Consider the following 16,426-nt stretch of genomic DNA (forward strand, 5'->3'; position numbering starts at 1 on the left):
CCATCATTTAATGTTTTTGATTGTTTGTATGGTTTTGATAATGACCAAAGTTATATACCCCGTATCATTTCTCCTAATTATTAGTAAACATATTTAAAAAGTGTAGTAATACTACGATAATTTTATGCGTTTTTACGGATCAAACTTATCATTTTTTTTTTAAAGAGGCAAAAAAATAACAGACCCAAAAAGATTGAAGCCCGCTGTAATAAGAATATAATGTTCTTATTACAGCGGGCTTATTGAGCAGTATGAAAAATAAACGCATAAACTCTATATAAAATTAGAAGATCTGAGTCAAGATCGCTTTCTTGTATTTTTCTGTTGCATAATTCGTAGATGGATAGGGTTTTTAATCACCTTATTTTTGATCTTCATCTGGCTGATAAGTGGGATTAATCAATGTAACCTTTTGCACCACCACCGTAATAAGTACTTGAATCTACAGGATTGATTTCCAATCCATTTATTAATCGATAGGCTAAATCCGGCGTGGAGATATAGGCCTTTCCAAAAGCGACGGCATCTGCATAGCCTTTTTCCAAAACAAGTTCTGCCCTTACCCGGCCATATCCTCCTGCAGAAATAATGGGATGAGAATAAAAGGCTTTGTACCGCTTTGCCAAAAGACTGTCCAGATCTGGTACATCAATAGATGCTTGTGTAAAATCGCCGATTTCAACAACATGCAAATAAGCCAATTTATAGGGATCCAGTTGCTGTACTAAATAATCGTATACTTCCAGGGCTTTGGGATCTTCTTCAATAGCTCCGGTGTAGTGAGGCGATATTCTAAGACCTATTTTATCACTCGGCCATAGGGTTTTAATCGCATCTATAATTTCGAAAACAATTCTCACACGCTTTTTTATACTTCCACCATATTCATCCTCCCGTTTATTACTCACAGTCTTTAAAAACTGCTCTATAAGATAACCATTTGCTGCATGAATTTCTACACCATCAAATCCTGCTTCTTTTGCATTTTGTGTAGCCTTTCTATAATCCTCTACTACTTCTTTTATTTCTTCTGGGGTGAGCGCATGGGGAATTTCGTAAGGCGTTCGAGAAAAATCGGGTTGAAAGGTTCGCCCCACAGCAGGAATAGCTGATGGTGCTACCGGAAGTTTATGTTGGGGTTGATAAACAGAATGGAAAACCCTGCCTACATGCCACAGCTGCAAAAACATTAAACCACCCTGTTGGTGTACAGATTGGGTAATTTTTTTCCACTGCTCCACCTGTTCTTTAGTGTATATACCCGGAGTATTGGGGTACCCCTGCCCCTGTTGGGAAATTTGTGTAGCTTCGCTAATGATTAAACCTGATGTAGCCCTTTGTCCGTAATAAGTAGCGGCCAATTCAGGGGGAACCAGGTTTTCATCGGCTCTCATTCTTGTTAGAGGAGCCATTACCCCTCTGTTGGACAAAGTATAAGCCCCTATTTTTATAGGTGTTGATAAGATTGTATTCATTTTATTTTCGTTTCATTTACATAATATGAAAATACATGTACTGTAGTATTGATGTACTTCCTATTTAAGATTGTAAGCGCTTAATATTCAACTCACTCAGCGCTTTTTAAAGCATGAATTTTTCCCGAGAAACCCTTGTGTCTAAGCCTGTCTTTTGGCTAAAGCTTGCCTCTCTCGCCTTTCATTTCTGCTCAATGTAATTTCAGCAGCATGTATTGCATCTTCTATGTGTTCCACTTTAGTAACCCCGATGATGGGTAAGGTATTTTTTAAGATGGCCCAAGCCATAGCGACCTGTGCCACTGAAGCATTTTTGCTATATCCGATTTCGTACATCGCATGGATTAGTTCTTCCAACTGGGGAAGTAATTGATGATAGGTCTCCCCCCTACTACTTGCTAAAGGTAGCGGATTTTTCGTATGCTACTTTCCGCTTAGCGCCCCCTGTTCCAAAACCATATAAGCAAAGAATGTCATATTTTTTTCTTTGCAATACTCCAAAATTCCTGTTTCTTCGGATAGAGGGTACAAAAGACTGTAATGGTTTTGAACAGCGGAAAGGCTGAAACCATATTTTGTAAGAATTTCGTTGGCCTCTTTGATTTGCTGGAGATGGTGGTTGGAAACGCCAACACTTTTTATCCTTCCGCTTTTTAACAAAGGGATCAAAAACGCAACCCATTTGGGGGCATGGGTTGCATTGTGAATCCAGTAAACATCTATATCGTCGGTACCGATACGCTCTAAACTTGCATTCAGCATTTTTTCCACCGGATTGTCACAATCTTCAGCTATCATTGGCGAAAACTTAGTCGAAATTATCATTTCCGCACGGGAATGCGCTCTTACAAATTTTCCCAAGATAGTTTCTGATGCTCCATCACCGTAAACGGCGGCAGTATCCCCAATATTAAACCCCGCTTTTATTGCAGCATCAAATACAGGTTTTAGATTTTCTGCATGAAGATGATTTCCAAAAATTTGATCACCACCAATGGTTCCTGCCCCCCAAGACCATGTTCCGAATGCTATGAATGGCATTTTATTTATTGTAACACCTTTCATCATATTATATTTTCATAATCAAACAGGTAGACACTGCGTGTGCGTAAATTTTTCCATTTTCATCTTGCACATCAGCTTCTACTAATGCGGTGGTTTTTCCCGAGTGTATAATGCTTCCTTTGGCCCTCATTTTTCCACATTCCTGAGTCACAGCTTTCATAAAGTTGACTTTTAACTCCAAAGTAGTATAAGCGAAGCCTAGAGGCAATAACGAATGTACAGTACACCCCATGGCAGCGTCAAGAACTGCTGTAATCACCCCACCATGAACCGTACCTATAGGGTTGTAATGATATTCTTGCGGACTGAAGTAAAAAATAACCTCCCCTTTTTTAACATCGATTTTGTACTCATCAAATCCCAAGGTACTTACTAAAGGAGAAGGAGGTATTTCTCCATTTTCGGTAGCTTTCAGGAAATCAAATCCGGACATGGATTTTGCTTTTTGGGCTGTTTCTATGGGATTATTCCAGGTATACGTTCTTATCTTTTTCATTGCTCTTTAATTTTAAAATTACTTTAAGCTTATTATTCCCGAGTATTCCCTACGAGAATTGTGAATGAAATGCTTTTAATATCCAATGGTAAAACGGGCACGTTGGTGCTTGGGATTTTCCAGTTCATTTACCAGTGCAACAGCATAATCTTCGAATGAGATCCAGCTTTTTCCCTGTTCGTCAACGATAAGATCGTCTACACCGAGTCGGAAATTCCCTGTGCGCACACCGGGTTCTATTAGCATGGGAGGGCTGAAATAAGTCCAATTGATGTCAGCTGAAAACGCCTTGGTATGCGAAATTGCAATAGGATGGAGATTTTGTGGCCAATATCCAGATTTAAGCACTGTAACTCTAGGATAAAACCATAGAGAACCAGCTGCGCCCACTACCACCAAACGGGGTACCTCCGCTTTCCCCCCGGCCTCAATGATACGCTTGGTAGTGGTAGCCAGTATATCTGTATAACTCACATCAGTAAAGAAGCGTTCTTCTTTAGGTGGACCATAGGCACTGATAACCACCTCTACACCCTTAATTATTTCTGCTATTCTATCGACATGGTTAAGATCGTCCTGTACTGTATGAATGCTTTTCGGAAGTTTGTTGGGATGACGCACTACGGCCGTTACTTCATATCCACGACTGATGAGTTCACTAAGAATCGTACGCCCTGCCTGACCTGTTGCCGCAAGTAGAGCAACTTTCTTCCTGCCCGCTTTGCTTGTTTTTGTTGTATGTATTGTTTTTATATTTAAATAGACCAATCGGTTTTTTATTGATTAAAAAAAATTACGCCTCTAGATTGCGTATTAATTTTTCGAGGAAGCCCATAGCAATATTGAGTTCCGAAGTACTTTCTGAAACCTTGGTTTGCATAACAGCGCTTTCTATTAACAATACCATTACAACGGCTACTTCCATCGCATGGGTATCTGCTTTTATTTCCTTTCTTTCAATACCCCTTTTGATTTCGACTGCTATTCTATCCTGCCACGACGAGAGTGCGCTTGCTGCTTTTTTCTTTAAAAGCGGATGGGTATCGTCTGCCTCTGTAGAAGTGTTCAAAATTGGACATCCCCCCTTCCAAATAGGGATTATCAAAAAGTTTCGGAGAACCTTTGGATATACCAGTAGCCGTTCGACAGAATTTTCAATTTTGGATATTTTATTTTCAAAATAAGCAGAAAGCCTGTCTTTATTAAAATCAAAAGCGGCCAGTGCAATTTCATCCTTATTTTTAAAATTACCATATATACAGCCTTTTGAAAGTCCTGTTACATTTATCAAATCGCTCAATGACGTCCCCGCATAACCTTTTTCATTAAAAATAGCGGCGGTTTTTTTGACAATAAACTGTCTTGTTCTCTCTGCTTTTGTCATGATGCTCTATATTGAAGTAAAGTATGTTGGTGCAAAGATAAACAAAATAAACCATTTAGTCTTTTTTACAGACAGATTTCTGTCCTTTTTTAATCCAAATGATGGACACTCTAAAAAGCCCCCCAAAATGAGAAGGGGCGGATAAGCTTTACTTTTAGAAAAGCATACACATAGGCTTCTAAAACAGAAGCCTATTATCAATGATGAACCTGTGTATTGAAAAACGAAATCTTTATGCTAATTTGTGTATGCTGTTATTTTGCTTCGTCTTATTTTTATTAAAAAACCAAAAGAAAATAGGGGATACGATAAGCGTAATAAGGGTAGAAGTAATAAGCCCTCCAATAATTACAATTGCTAACGGCTTCTGAGATTCTGAACCAATACCCGTAGAAATAGCCGCTGGAAACAAACCGATAATAGCGATAAGAGCGGTCATAATTACGGGTCTTGTCCTGGTATATACTCCTTCTTTTAAAGCCTCCACAAGGGGTAGACCCAATTTTATATTTTTGTGAAATTCTGAATTTAAGATCACCCCATTTTGAATGCAAATACCGAAAAGCGCGATAAAACCTACACCAGCAGAAATTCCGAAATTCATATGGGTGATAAACAAAGCCAAAATCCCCCCAATAAGTGCAAAAGGAACATTCGCCAATACAAGTAAAGAATCTTTTATATTGCCAAACATCACAAAGAGTAGGATAAAAATAGCCAGAATACTAAGAGGGATAACCTGAGATAATCTCTTGGTCGCGCGTTGCTGATTCTCAAACTCTCCGGTCCAAAGCGCTGAATATCCCTCAGAGAGCTTAACCTTTTCTTTAAATTTTTGCTGGGCTTCTGCAATGGTACTTCCTAAATCCCGATCCCTTACTGAAAATTTGACGCCAATATACCTCTTCATCTCATCCCTATAAATAAAGGCCGCCCCCGTTTTCATTTCAATGGTGGAAATTTGACGCATAGGCACACTCGAAGTACCATCTGCTGCCGGTACCATGAGATTACCAATATCATCCATATCTTTTCTGTAATCTTTATCATAACGGACTCTGACGTCAAACCTCATCTCTCCTTCGTACAACTGGGTAGCAGCAACCCCCCCTATAGCCATCTGAAGAACAGACTGTGCATCGGATTCCTGTACTCCATATACCGCCATTTTATAGCGATCCAGAGTAACATTTACTTCGGGTTGTCCTATATTTCTGATTACGCCAACATCTTTTATTCCTTTTATATGATGTATGGCGGCTAAAGCTTGATCTGCATAGCTATTTAATTTATTTAAATCCTTGCCATAAATCTTAATTGCATTGTTGGCTTTAATTCCCGCAGCTGCTTCGGCTACATTATCCGATATGGGCTGAGAGTAATTATAAAGTATGCCTTGGTGGGTTTTAAGCTTTTTATCGAGTGCGGCAATAATATCCTCCATGCTTCTGTTCCATTCCTCTTTGGGTTTTAAATCTACTTGAAACTGTATAAAGTTAAAACCATTGGGGTCTGTACCATCATTGGTTCTGCCTTCCATAAATATCACATGCTTTACTTCGGGAAAAGCCCTTATTTCATCCGATAATTGCTTGGCCTTCTTTACGGTATATTCCTGAGAGCTGCTCATGGGTAAATTGGCCGTTACCCAAAGTGAACCTTCATTCAGTTGGGGTAAGAATTCAGTCCCCATCAATCTAAAAGATAATAAAGTCAATACCAATACCGACAAACTGGCGATCAGGGTTATTTTTTTATGCTTAAAGGTGAGCTGGAAAGCTTTCTGCACCCATTGATTCCAAAAGGCCACAAAAGGATTATCGCGCTCTCTGAGATTTTTCTTTAATAATATATGACATAAGAGCGGTACTAAAGTGAGGGTAAAAATTAAGGATCCCAATAAGGCAAAACCAAAGGTAAAGGCTAAAGGAGAAAACATTTTACCTTCTACTTTCTCAAAGGAGAATATAGGCAATAAAGCGGTGATAATAATAAGCTGAGCAAAGAAAATACCTTTTCCCATTTCGGAAGCTGTTTTCCTAATCCAGCCTCCTTTAGACGCTTTATTAAATTTACTCATTCCCATCTGATCGGCTCTATGGGTGAGCATTACGAATATCCCCTCTACCATCACCACGGCTCCATCGATGATAATCCCAAAATCTATCGCCCCCAGTGAAAGCAGATTCGCCTCTAAACCTTTTAATTTAAGACATAAAAAGGCAAACAACAAAGAGAGGGGAATAATGATAGAAACAATCACTGTCGTTCTCCAGTTCGCCATAAATAAGACGACCATCACAGTCACCAACACAATACCTTCTACTAGGTTATGGGAAATGGTGTGTGTACAATAGTCTATTAAATTTTGCCTATCATATATTTCTTTAATTTTAACACCTTTGGGGAGTATATGGGTATTAAGTTCATCGATTTTAACCTTTAAACGATTGAGCACCTCAGTAGGATTTTCCCCCTTACGCATGACCACAATTCCAACCACCACATCATCATTCTTATTATCATATCCCGCTTGACCAAATCGAGGTAAGGCTCCTATACTGACTCTGGCCACATTTTTTACAAGTACGGGATTGCCATTGAAAGTGGTGATAATCATATTTTCTATATCGGATACGGAGGTAAGTAAACCTATTCCTCTGACGACAAAAGCTTGATTGTTTTTCTCAATAACATCCCCTCCTACATTGATATTACTTTTATTTACCACGTCATAGACTTGGGTGGAGGTCAGTCCGTATTTCTCCAAAGCGCGAGGATCTAGATTGATATTATAGGTTTTGGTCTCTCCCCCAAAAGTATTGATGTCGGCAACACCGGGTACCCCGCGAAGATTCCTGTCAATAACCCAATTTTGCAGTGTTTGCAACTCTCTAGAATCTTTATCTTTACTGGTGATTATATAGCGGTATATTTCTCCCGTAGGCCCATAAGGCGGCTGTACTTCGGGATCTACATCTTCGGGTAGACTAACCGAGCGCAAAAGATTATTGACTTGGTTTCTGGCAAAGGTATCTTCTACATCATCATCAAAAATAATTTTAACGACCGAAAGCCCAAACATGGTCTGACTTCTAATATTGAGCTTCTTTTGCAGGGGCTGCATGGCAATTTCCACAGGCAAAGTAACCAAACGCTCTACTTCCTCGGCACTTCTCCCTGGCCACTGGGATATAATGGTAATTTCGGTATTGGTAACATCCGGAAAAGCATCTATAGCCATAGATCTATAAGAGAAAAAACCTCCAATAGCCAATAACGCCACCATAAAAAAAGTGAAAGCTTTATTTTTTAATGAAAAAGTAATGATACTTTTGATAAACTTATTCATAATAATAGTAAATTAAAACCCCTATCGGTACGTACTAAAAAGTTATTCTCAGCTACCGAATCATTAATTATTAAGAGCCTGGTAAATTAATAATTGATTATCGGACACTACGGTTTCCCCTTCGGATAAGCCCTCAGAAACATAAGTAGTATCGCCGCTTTGCTTTAAAATTTTTACTTCTTTAATCTTGACATCATTTCGAGATTTAAAGACCACTACAAAATAGCGGTTGTTCTCAAAAATAACGGACTTTCCGGGGATGGCGATGGCCGTTTGATCCAAGGTATTGTTTACTTTTATAGTCGCTTTGCTTTCAGGGACCAATAAACCACTGCTATTATCCAAAACGATGCGGGCTTGCATAGCATTGGTTTCGGGATTTATAATTTTAAATATTTTATCAATCTTCCCATAAAAAACTTTATCCGGATAGCTTAAAGTAGAGACCTCGGCTTTCATGCCTAAACTTATTTTATCAATATCGGACTCATTAACATTGACCAATGCCCATACTTTTTTGGTATCTGCCACATCAAAAATATTATCCGTTCTATCGCTCCTCAACTGCATATCCTTATTGATGTTTTTTTGCACAATATATCCATTGATGGGAGAAACTACAGAGTAAATATTTCCACTTTTCATATTGTAAATGGTGCTAACCGCCTGTGCGCGCTTAAGTTGTTCCTGAGCTTTTATCATCTCACTTTTGGCCGTTAAAATATCATTCCGAGTATTCAGTCTCCCTTCATAGAGTTCCTGGGCTACTCTTAGTTTATTTTTAGCCTCAGCCAAATCGGTTTTTGCATCACTCAATTCTTGTTGAAAGCCTGCCACTTCTGTACTTCTTATGGTAGCTAAAACCTGCCCCTTGCGAACATAATCCCCCAATTCGACATTGACACTCAATACATTTCCGCCTACCAGTGGGAAAATGTCTATATAGCTATTTCTGTCGGCAGAGATTTTTCCAAAAAAGCTCATTTGCTCTTGGATATATTCTTTTTTAGCTTCTGCAAACTTTAAATTGGCCATCATTTTTTTACTTACTTCAAAGCCTTTTATCATCTTTGCTTTTTGAGGGCTCATTTCTTTACTACAGGATATTAAAAGTACTACTGTAGCCACACTGATCATAAATTTCTTCATATTTTAGTAAAAAATTTTGGATTGGGTTAAGTGATTCATTTCTTCAGCTGAAATCATAATTTGCTTTTTCATCTCATAAAGCTGCAAAATAGTTTCCCTGTAGCTGTCGGTAAAGTCGGTAAATTCAATAAGACTAATATTTCCTTTTCTGAAATTTTTTAAAATACCATGATAAACGATGTCCAGGTTTTCCATTTGCTCGGGTTTCATACTAAAATACTGTTGGTATTGATTTTTCCAGCTCTGATAAGCCATATCGAGCTGAGTAGCCAACTGTTGCTTCTTCATCTCTGCTTGTTTCTGACTCTGCTCTATCTGGTACTGCGCTTTTAAGACGTTTCCCTGATTGCTCTTCCAGAGCGGAATGGGGATACCGAGCGTTAAGGTAATTTCATTTTTAAAAGTGGCTCCATTCTGATCCCACTCCCCCCCAAGATTAACATCCGGAATATTCAGGGATTTTTGCCACTTTAAATAGACTTTATTGCTCTCAATCGATTTTAAGGCATAGAGATAATCCGCATTATTTTCAAAAGCTTTTTGTTTGATTTCTTCTTTTGTCATAAGAGGCTCCAATGAAAGCAACTGATTGGCTTCTTCATCGCTAAGAGCGGGATATATTGCCGCATCTAAACCCGTGAGTACCTTCATACTCTGTTGTTGCTCCAAAATGGTATTGTTAATAGAAATTTTATCGTTATTGAGATTCATCACTGCGGATTGCAGGCGTACCTCATCTTTTAATGAGGTGTTCCCTTTGCGGGTTTGCTGACGATAAGCTTGTAAAAGCTCATTCATATAATTTAACTGAAACTCTACACTCTTAAGTTTTTTTTCTTCAAAATACAAGGCGTAATAGGTCTGCAACATCTGAGATTTTAAATCCGATAACAGCTGGCTAAATTGCAATTGAGCGAGTTCTTTATTCGATTTCGCAAATTCAATTTCGTTTTTCTTCTTACCTCCTAAATAAATCAGTTGCTGAATGGAAACAACTTTTGACTTTCCTATATCAAAAAACTTATGGCCTTCGGGATTATAAGCATTTAAATTAAAACTGGCCTGAGGCAGTTCCCATATTTTAGCCTGTATAATATCGGCATCTGCTAAGTTGATATTATACTGCTGGGCTAGCAATTCTAAATTATTGCTGCGAAAAGCTTCCTCACATGCTGCGATGGTCATCCTTTCCTGACTATACACCAGTATAGGAGCACAAATAAAAAACGAAATCCATATTTTCATTATAGCGTCTTTAAGCTTTACAAAGGTGGTGTTAGATTTTTAAAATAATCTTAATTCCACCTTAAAATAGACTTAAATTTACTGATTAATAGGATATATTGGAAATATTAACGTAAAAACATGTATTTTTTTCGCCTGACTGGTATAATAGATATGCGCTTGGTGATATTCTAAAATGCGCTGGACGATTTTCAGTCCTAGTCCCGAGCCTTCAATATTTTTAGCGTTTTGTCCTCTGGAGAAAGCTTCGAATAATTTTTTGCGATCTTCCGTTGGAATAGCGGCTCCCCGATTCGACATACTTATACGAAGTTCTGCAGGCTTCTCCTGAATACTCACTGCAACCTCACTATTTTCGCTATATAGCGCCGCATTTTTAAATAAATTGATAAAAACCACCTCTAATAAAGACCGAATACCATGAATGATTAAAGTGGGCTCCTGGCTTTCATCAATTTTAAAATCAAGATAGAGGTTGGGGTAATTTTTTAATATAGTTTCATAAGCATCGAATATAATCTCATCAATTCTTTCTTCTTTAAATACTTGCTGGATATTTTCTCTATCAAATTGGGTTAATAATATTAAGGAACTGGTTAAATGAGAGAGCTGATCTATATCATTTGTAACATTTAATAAGGTCGCCCGTAAACCTGGAGCCAAATCGCTTTTATTACTCAGATTTTGAAGTTGAAATGCTATTCTCGTTAAAGGCGTTCGAATTTCGTGCGAAGCACTGGCCGTAAATTCCTTTTGAGATTGAAAAACATCATTAATACGGATCATCATCGTATTAAATGCTCTTGCCAAAATACTCAGTTCTCCTTCCGATTTATTTTCTTCTAGTTTGGTGGTTAATTTATGTGCGGTAATTTCCGTGATTTGTTCGGTGAACCGATCTAAAGGACTCAATAGTTTCTTAGCAAAATTATAGCTAAAAATCCATACAAAACCCGTGGTAATAAAGTATACTATAACCAAAATATAGCGTAAAAACGCCAATTTAAGCTGGCCAGTCCTGTCTTGGGCCGTCACAAATATATAATACTTTTCCCCCCTTATTTGGGTAGATGTTCCCAATAATTCCATATCCTTTTGCTGGATGTGAAGTTCATTTATTTGGTCGAGTTGATATAATAGCCGCTGCTCCCAGCTTATTTTTTTATCTTTAACCGTGCTATATAGAAGTTGTTTGTGCTGATTAAAAATTAAAAGCTCATCGTGGAAAAGCTCATCTTCGGTTTCCTCAATATCGAAATTAGCATCTTCTTTTCCAAAATTCTCATTCTTCAGTATAAACTGTAGGGTAAAATCTAACTTATCTCTTAATCTTTCTAAAAATTCTTCTTTTCTAAAATCGTAACTAGCATAATAAATAATCCCCATGACCACAGCAAAAATAAGTGAGTAGGCAATGCTAAAATTAAATGCTATTTTACGTTTAAGGCTCATTTCAGGCTGGCGAGGTAATACCCAAATCCGGAACGTGTATGGATTAATTTATGCGGATAATCTTTATCTATTTTCTTGCGTAGAAAATTAATATAAACCTCTATAGTATTATGGGTGGTCTGAAATTGGTTTTGCCATACCTGATCGGATATATATTGTTTAGACAAGGTTCTCCCTTTGGCTTTGGCCAAAAGCAATAAAAGCTGAAATTCGCGCAGGGTAAGATTAATTTCTGTTCCTGACCGGTATACTTTACCATCCTCAGGATAAATTTCCAGATCATCAATGGTAATGCGCTCCTCTTGTTGATGTAAAACCTCTCTCCTTCTCAACAAAGAATTTATACGTAATAAAAGTTCTTCCAACAAAAATGGTTTTACCAGATAATCGTCTGCCTTTCTGAGGAAAGCCTCTTTCTTATCCGAAATATCATCATAAGCAGAAAGAATAATAATCGGCGTATCGGGGTCATTCTCCCTAAGCAAGCGCGTGACTTCCAAACCATTCATTTTAGGAACATTGATATCCAGCAAATAAATATCATAGGAATCTTTATTTTTTTTTGCTAAAAATTCTTCTCCATCATAGGAAGTTTCACAATAAATATGATTAAAAGTGAGAAACCTAGATATTTCCGAGGATAAAACCAGATCATCCTCCAAAAGTAATACTCTCATCCAAAAGTCTTTTGCACAAAGTTATAAAATAAGACTTATTAATGTTTAATTTATATCATTAAGATGTCGATCCAATGGATAAAAGGCTATCCCTCTATTTTATATATTTGGTTGGGCTTAATAAAACGGTTAAATTTGTATAGAAATTTCCACAAAAATGAATATCAAAACCAACCGTGAGGTTATTTTTGAAGAATTAGGCCTAATGGACTACCAAACCGCCTGGGACTATCAGGAACGATTACTGCAAGATAATTTAAATATAAAAATAGCGAATCGTCAACGCCAAGCTGAAGAGCTGCAACGGACTTCAAACCACCTTCTATTTGTGGAACATCCCCATGTTTACACCCTAGGCAAAAGTGGACATGAAGAAAATATGCTAATCCATCGAGATCGCCTTAAAGATATTGAGGCGACTTATGTAAAAACCAATCGCGGAGGCGACATCACCTACCACGGATATGGCCAGCTCGTAGCCTATCCTGTTTTAGACCTGGAAAACTTCTATACGGATATTCATCGCTATATGCGAGATTTGGAGGAAATCATCATTAGAAGTATAGGTGAATATGGTTTAAAGGGAGAGCGCTCTCCAGGAGAAACTGGCGTATGGCTAGACGTGGGCAAGCCCTATGCTCGGAAAATCTGCGCTATGGGAGTGAAAGCCAGCCGTTGGATCACCATACATGGTTTTGCCCTGAACGTGAACACTGACTTGCGATATTTTGAGTATATTGTCCCCTGTGGTATAAAAGACAAACAAGTGACCTCTTTAAAGCGAGAACTGGAAAAAGAGATCAGTATGGATGGGGTAAAAGAAAAAATAAAAAAACATTTTCAAGAAATTTTTCAGATTAACTGGATATAGTTTTATTTTTATGTCGTTTTTTAATCCTAATTCTCTGAAAGTTATTCATGTTAAACCTTAAAATACCCAAAATATTCAGTTCCTTTGATCTAAAATTAATTGCATTAATCAGCATGATTATGGATCATATCTGTTATATGTTTATACCGCAATTATCTCTATTCAGAATCATCGGAAGGATGGCTTTTGTACTCTACGCTTTTATGCTGGTCGAAGGTTTTTTGCACACCCACAATTTACAACGATATATTAAAAAAATTGCGATTTGGGCTGTTCTTTCGGAAATCCCTTACGATTTAGCCCTCTACGGTAAATTTGTAAACTGGCAACACCAGAATATATTTTTCACCTTACTCATAGGCCTTTTGGGATTATATAGTTTTAAAAGTAATGCTCATGTTATGCTAAAAATACTCATAGGCGTGGCCTGTCCGCTGATCGCCCGCTTTCTAAAAGTGGACTTTTCATGGTATGGTATTTTGGTTATTTTTGTTTTTTATTTTCTACGGAATATTTCTCTGGCTAAATTTGCCACGATTGAAATACTTAGCTTTTTTGTAAGTTTTAAACTTCAGATTTTTGCCTTTTTAGGATTTATTCCTATCGCACTCTATAATGGAAAACTGGGCAAGAAAATAGGAAATATTTATTATTCTTTTTATGCCTTACATTTGCTTTTATTAGGGATACTAAAATATCATTATTTATTTCATCTCTAGATTAATTTTATTAAAAAAAAGAACTCTATTAAAAAATAAATATTTTCATAAGCATATTTAATATGCAGAATAGCAACTACTCATTATAGGGTTTTCAAAGAAAAGTTAATAATTTCAATGATTTGTAACAATCTTTTTTTTAACTATATTTGTAAGGTTAGATAAAATAATTATGGCAGAATATAAATTATTACTTCCTTCTATGGGAGAAGGGGTAATGGAAGCAACAATTATTGCTTGGCTGTATAATGAAGGAGACCTTGTTCATGAAGATGACTCCATTGTAGAAATTGCAACTGATAAAGTAGACTCCGATGTTCCTACTCCTGTTTCGGGAAAAATATTAAAAATACTAAAGCAAAAGGATGAAGTCGCAAAAATAGGAGAAGCTCTTGCAATTTTGGAAATTGAAGGAGAGAAGACTGTTGAAGTTACTGAAAGTACACCTATCTATTCTGAAGCTTCTGTACATATTGAACCTGAGATTGAAAAAGAGCTTATGCAGCCCATTAGTTCCCCCGCTGCCCCTTTATTGTCCAATACAGAGGTCTATCTTTCACCTTTGGTTAAATCTATAGCACAGCAGGAAAATATTTCTGAAGAAGAGCTAAAAAACCTCACCGGATCTGGATTAGATGGAAGAATAACAAAAGAGGATATTTTAACTTATATTTCTAATCGTCAAAATACCCCTCAAGAGGAAATAAGCGCCTCAAGTGAAATTTCTCCAAACCCCACTCCTTCTGACGCAGCTTCTGCTCTCCCCATAACGACTGCTCCAGGTGATGAAATTGTCCCTATGGATCGAATGCGAAAGATCATTGCAGAAAACATGGTAAAAGCCAAACAGATCGCTCCGCATGTGACTTCCTTTATAGAAACCGATGTCACCAATGTGGTAAAATGGAGAAATCAGCACAAAGCAGCTTTTGAAAAACGCGAAGGTGAGAAGTTAACCTTCATGCCTATTTTTATTAAGGCCGTAATAAAAGCTATCCATGATTTTCCACTAATCAATGCGTCTGTAGATGGCGATAAAATCATCAAAAAAAAGAATGTCAATATTGGAATGGCAACAGCCTTACCTGATGGTAATCTTATTGTACCGGTGATTAAAAATGCTGACCAGCTTTCGCTTTCTGGCTTAGCGAAAACCATTAACGACTTGGCCTACAGAGCCAGGAACAGAAAATTAAAACCCGAAGATACCCAAGGCGCTACTTATACCATCTCCAACGTCGGTAGTTTTGGAAACTTAATGGGTACTCCTATTATCCCTCAGCCACAAGTAGCTATTTTAGCTGTAGGTGCGATTGTCAAAAAGCCCGCTGTATTAGAAACACCCGAAGGTGACGTAATCGCAATTAGAAACTTAATGTTTATGAGCCATGCCTACGACCATAGAGTGGTAGACGGTTCTCTAGGCGGTATGTTCCTTAAGCGCGTACACGAATATTTACAAAATTGGGATTTAAATACCGAAATCTAAATTATAATAAGCTAAAAAATAGCGCTGAATCGAGATTCAGCGCTATTTTTATTTGTAAACCTCTAATATTCTATCCCTGAATTTTCTAAAAATAGAAGTCCTAAACTATTCAAAAAATGGGAAAGTAATCTCTTATAATTTTTTATTTAAAGACTTCTATGAAGGGGGATTTACACAACGACTCTCCTCTTGGTACCAATTCCTATTATTAATAAAAAAAGGGTCACTACAAATGATTTCTGATCTCTATAATCATCGGAATTTTATGGATTAAAGGAAACTCCAACTAAATAATTATATAAGCCTTGGTGCATTTTAAATGATGAAGTTGTTTAAAGTAAGAAAGAATGATATTTGCTTATAAAAGTTGTATGATTCTTTCAAAAAAAGTTTGGAAGGTAAAGATAGATTAAAAAAGAGCTATGTTGCTATTTATCATTAGGTGATAAGAAAAATACTGCAAAAGTACTACTGTTACAAGTAGTGGAATCTATCTTATATCGCTTAAAAACAGGATGTCAGTGGCGAGAACTACCGTGTAACCCATTTTTTGAAGTTGTAATAGTGTTTATCAGCATTTTCGCCGTTGGGACAAGCTTAAAAAAGAACTCTTTTCCAGGGATAAGAATAGATTAGATCTGAGCTGTATTCAGTTGGATGGTTCCCATACTCCTATTAAGCGAGGAGGAGAATCCTTTGGATACCAAGGCAAAAAAAATGTACAACTAGGAATATGCGTTTTGTATGTGAAAATAAGGGAATACCGATTTCGTGTAGTCGACCTATAACAGGGATTCATCATGATAACTTTGCACTGGAACAGTCTATGAGGGAGATTCTTAAGGAGATTAAAAACTCAAACATCAGGACTGATGGACTTTTTCTAAATGCTGATGCTGGTTTTGATACCAATAAATTCAGGGATTATTGCTTGTAAATACAAGGTATATGAAAGAATATCAAGCGTCCAGATTATATGTATTTGAATATCTAAATATATTTTTTATTATTATTGGATGATCTACCCCCAATGCTATTAATTTATTGATTAG

Annotated in this window: 13 protein-coding genes and 1 pseudogene; 4 read left to right on the forward strand and 10 right to left on the reverse strand. The window is 37.1% G+C overall.

Annotation, left to right across the window (positions count from 1 at the left end):
- Nucleotides 1-395: 395 nt before the first annotated feature.
- The 10 genes and pseudogenes from GNY06_RS02645 to GNY06_RS02690 form a co-directional block, all read right to left on the reverse strand.
- A complete protein-coding gene (locus GNY06_RS02645) occupies nucleotides 396-1,475 on the reverse strand; it encodes an alkene reductase (protein WP_166518680.1) in 1,080 nt (359 codons plus the stop codon).
- A 141-nt stretch (nucleotides 1,476-1,616) separates the two neighbouring features.
- Nucleotides 1,617-2,543: pseudogene (locus tag GNY06_RS02650) on the reverse strand (aldo/keto reductase).
- Between the two features lies 1 nt (nucleotide 2,544).
- Nucleotides 2,545-3,036, reverse strand: a complete 492-nt coding sequence (locus GNY06_RS02655) for a PaaI family thioesterase (protein ID WP_166518681.1) — start codon at nucleotides 3,034-3,036, stop codon at nucleotides 2,545-2,547.
- 75 nt (nucleotides 3,037-3,111) lie between these two features.
- Complete coding sequence (locus GNY06_RS02660) at nucleotides 3,112-3,804, reverse strand: NAD(P)-dependent oxidoreductase (RefSeq protein WP_176589944.1); 693 nt, start codon at nucleotides 3,802-3,804, stop codon at nucleotides 3,112-3,114.
- Nucleotides 3,805-3,829: 25 nt separating this feature from the next.
- On the reverse strand, nucleotides 3,830-4,420 hold the full coding sequence (locus GNY06_RS02665) for a TetR/AcrR family transcriptional regulator (protein WP_166518682.1): 591 nt from the start codon (nucleotides 4,418-4,420) through the stop codon (nucleotides 3,830-3,832).
- Between the two features lie 232 nt (nucleotides 4,421-4,652).
- Nucleotides 4,653-7,772, reverse strand: a complete 3,120-nt coding sequence (locus GNY06_RS02670) for an efflux RND transporter permease subunit (RefSeq protein WP_166518683.1) — start codon at nucleotides 7,770-7,772, stop codon at nucleotides 4,653-4,655.
- A gap of 63 nt (nucleotides 7,773-7,835) precedes the next feature.
- A complete protein-coding gene (locus tag GNY06_RS02675) occupies nucleotides 7,836-8,921 on the reverse strand; it encodes an efflux RND transporter periplasmic adaptor subunit (RefSeq protein WP_166518684.1) in 1,086 nt (361 codons plus the stop codon).
- A gap of 3 nt (nucleotides 8,922-8,924) precedes the next feature.
- Nucleotides 8,925-10,166 carry a TolC family protein gene (locus tag GNY06_RS02680; RefSeq protein WP_244614342.1) on the reverse strand — a complete coding sequence of 414 codons (1,242 nt, stop codon included), beginning with the start codon at nucleotides 10,164-10,166 and terminating at the stop codon, nucleotides 8,925-8,927.
- A 78-nt stretch (nucleotides 10,167-10,244) separates the two neighbouring features.
- The gene (locus tag GNY06_RS02685) at nucleotides 10,245-11,618 is read right to left on the reverse strand and encodes a sensor histidine kinase (RefSeq protein ID WP_166518685.1); all 1,374 of its coding nucleotides are present in this window, start codon (nucleotides 11,616-11,618) and stop codon (nucleotides 10,245-10,247) included.
- Nucleotides 11,615-12,295 (reverse strand): response regulator transcription factor, encoded by a 681-nt coding sequence (locus tag GNY06_RS02690; protein ID WP_166518686.1) that lies wholly within the window; start codon nucleotides 12,293-12,295, stop codon nucleotides 11,615-11,617. The genes GNY06_RS02685 and GNY06_RS02690 overlap by 4 nt, the downstream gene beginning before the upstream one ends.
- 157 nt (nucleotides 12,296-12,452) lie before the next feature.
- On the opposite strand from GNY06_RS02690, the gene lipB reads away from it, so the two are divergent.
- The 4 genes from lipB to GNY06_RS02710 all read left to right on the forward strand — a co-directional run bounded on the left by lipB (nucleotide 12,453) and on the right by GNY06_RS02710 (nucleotide 16,311).
- Entirely contained in the window at nucleotides 12,453-13,166 is a 714-nt protein-coding gene (gene lipB / locus GNY06_RS02695; protein ID WP_166518687.1) for a lipoyl(octanoyl) transferase LipB, read from the forward strand.
- A 47-nt stretch (nucleotides 13,167-13,213) separates the two neighbouring features.
- Entirely contained in the window at nucleotides 13,214-13,885 is a 672-nt protein-coding gene (locus GNY06_RS02700; RefSeq protein ID WP_166518688.1) for a TraX family protein, read from the forward strand.
- Between the two features lie 172 nt (nucleotides 13,886-14,057).
- Nucleotides 14,058-15,374: a dihydrolipoamide acetyltransferase family protein gene (locus tag GNY06_RS02705; protein ID WP_166518689.1), complete on the forward strand. Its 1,317-nt coding sequence runs from the start codon at nucleotides 14,058-14,060 to the stop codon at nucleotides 15,372-15,374.
- A gap of 700 nt (nucleotides 15,375-16,074) precedes the next feature.
- Nucleotides 16,075-16,311, forward strand: a complete 237-nt coding sequence (locus GNY06_RS02710) for a transposase family protein (protein ID WP_317163735.1) — start codon at nucleotides 16,075-16,077, stop codon at nucleotides 16,309-16,311.
- Nucleotides 16,312-16,426: the final 115 nt, after the last annotated feature.

The sequence above is a fragment of the Elizabethkingia argenteiflava genome, assembly GCF_009904105.1.
In the GTDB taxonomy this organism is placed as follows: Bacteria; Bacteroidota; Bacteroidia; order Flavobacteriales; family Weeksellaceae; genus Elizabethkingia; species Elizabethkingia argenteiflava.

Excerpts from the sequence above, each read along its gene's own strand:
- GNY06_RS02670 (WP_166518683.1), bottom strand. The coding sequence starts at position 7,772 with ATGAATAAGTTTATCAAAAGTATCATTACTTTTTCATTAAAAAATAAA.
- GNY06_RS02645 (WP_166518680.1), bottom strand. The coding sequence starts at position 1,475 with ATGAATACAATCTTATCAACACCTATAAAAATAGGGGCTTATACTTTG.
- GNY06_RS02655 (WP_166518681.1), bottom strand. The coding sequence starts at position 3,036 with ATGAAAAAGATAAGAACGTATACCTGGAATAATCCCATAGAAACAGCC.
- GNY06_RS02700 (WP_166518688.1), top strand. The coding sequence starts at position 13,214 with ATGTTAAACCTTAAAATACCCAAAATATTCAGTTCCTTTGATCTAAAA.
- GNY06_RS02680 (WP_244614342.1), bottom strand. The coding sequence starts at position 10,166 with ATGAAAATATGGATTTCGTTTTTTATTTGTGCTCCTATACTGGTGTAT.
- GNY06_RS02665 (WP_166518682.1), bottom strand. The coding sequence starts at position 4,420 with ATGACAAAAGCAGAGAGAACAAGACAGTTTATTGTCAAAAAAACCGCC.
- GNY06_RS02685 (WP_166518685.1), bottom strand. The coding sequence starts at position 11,618 with ATGAGCCTTAAACGTAAAATAGCATTTAATTTTAGCATTGCCTACTCA.
- GNY06_RS02675 (WP_166518684.1), bottom strand. The coding sequence starts at position 8,921 with ATGAAGAAATTTATGATCAGTGTGGCTACAGTAGTACTTTTAATATCC.
- GNY06_RS02690 (WP_166518686.1), bottom strand. The coding sequence starts at position 12,295 with ATGAGAGTATTACTTTTGGAGGATGATCTGGTTTTATCCTCGGAAATA.
- lipB (WP_166518687.1), top strand. The coding sequence starts at position 12,453 with ATGAATATCAAAACCAACCGTGAGGTTATTTTTGAAGAATTAGGCCTA.
- GNY06_RS02705 (WP_166518689.1), top strand. The coding sequence starts at position 14,058 with ATGGCAGAATATAAATTATTACTTCCTTCTATGGGAGAAGGGGTAATG.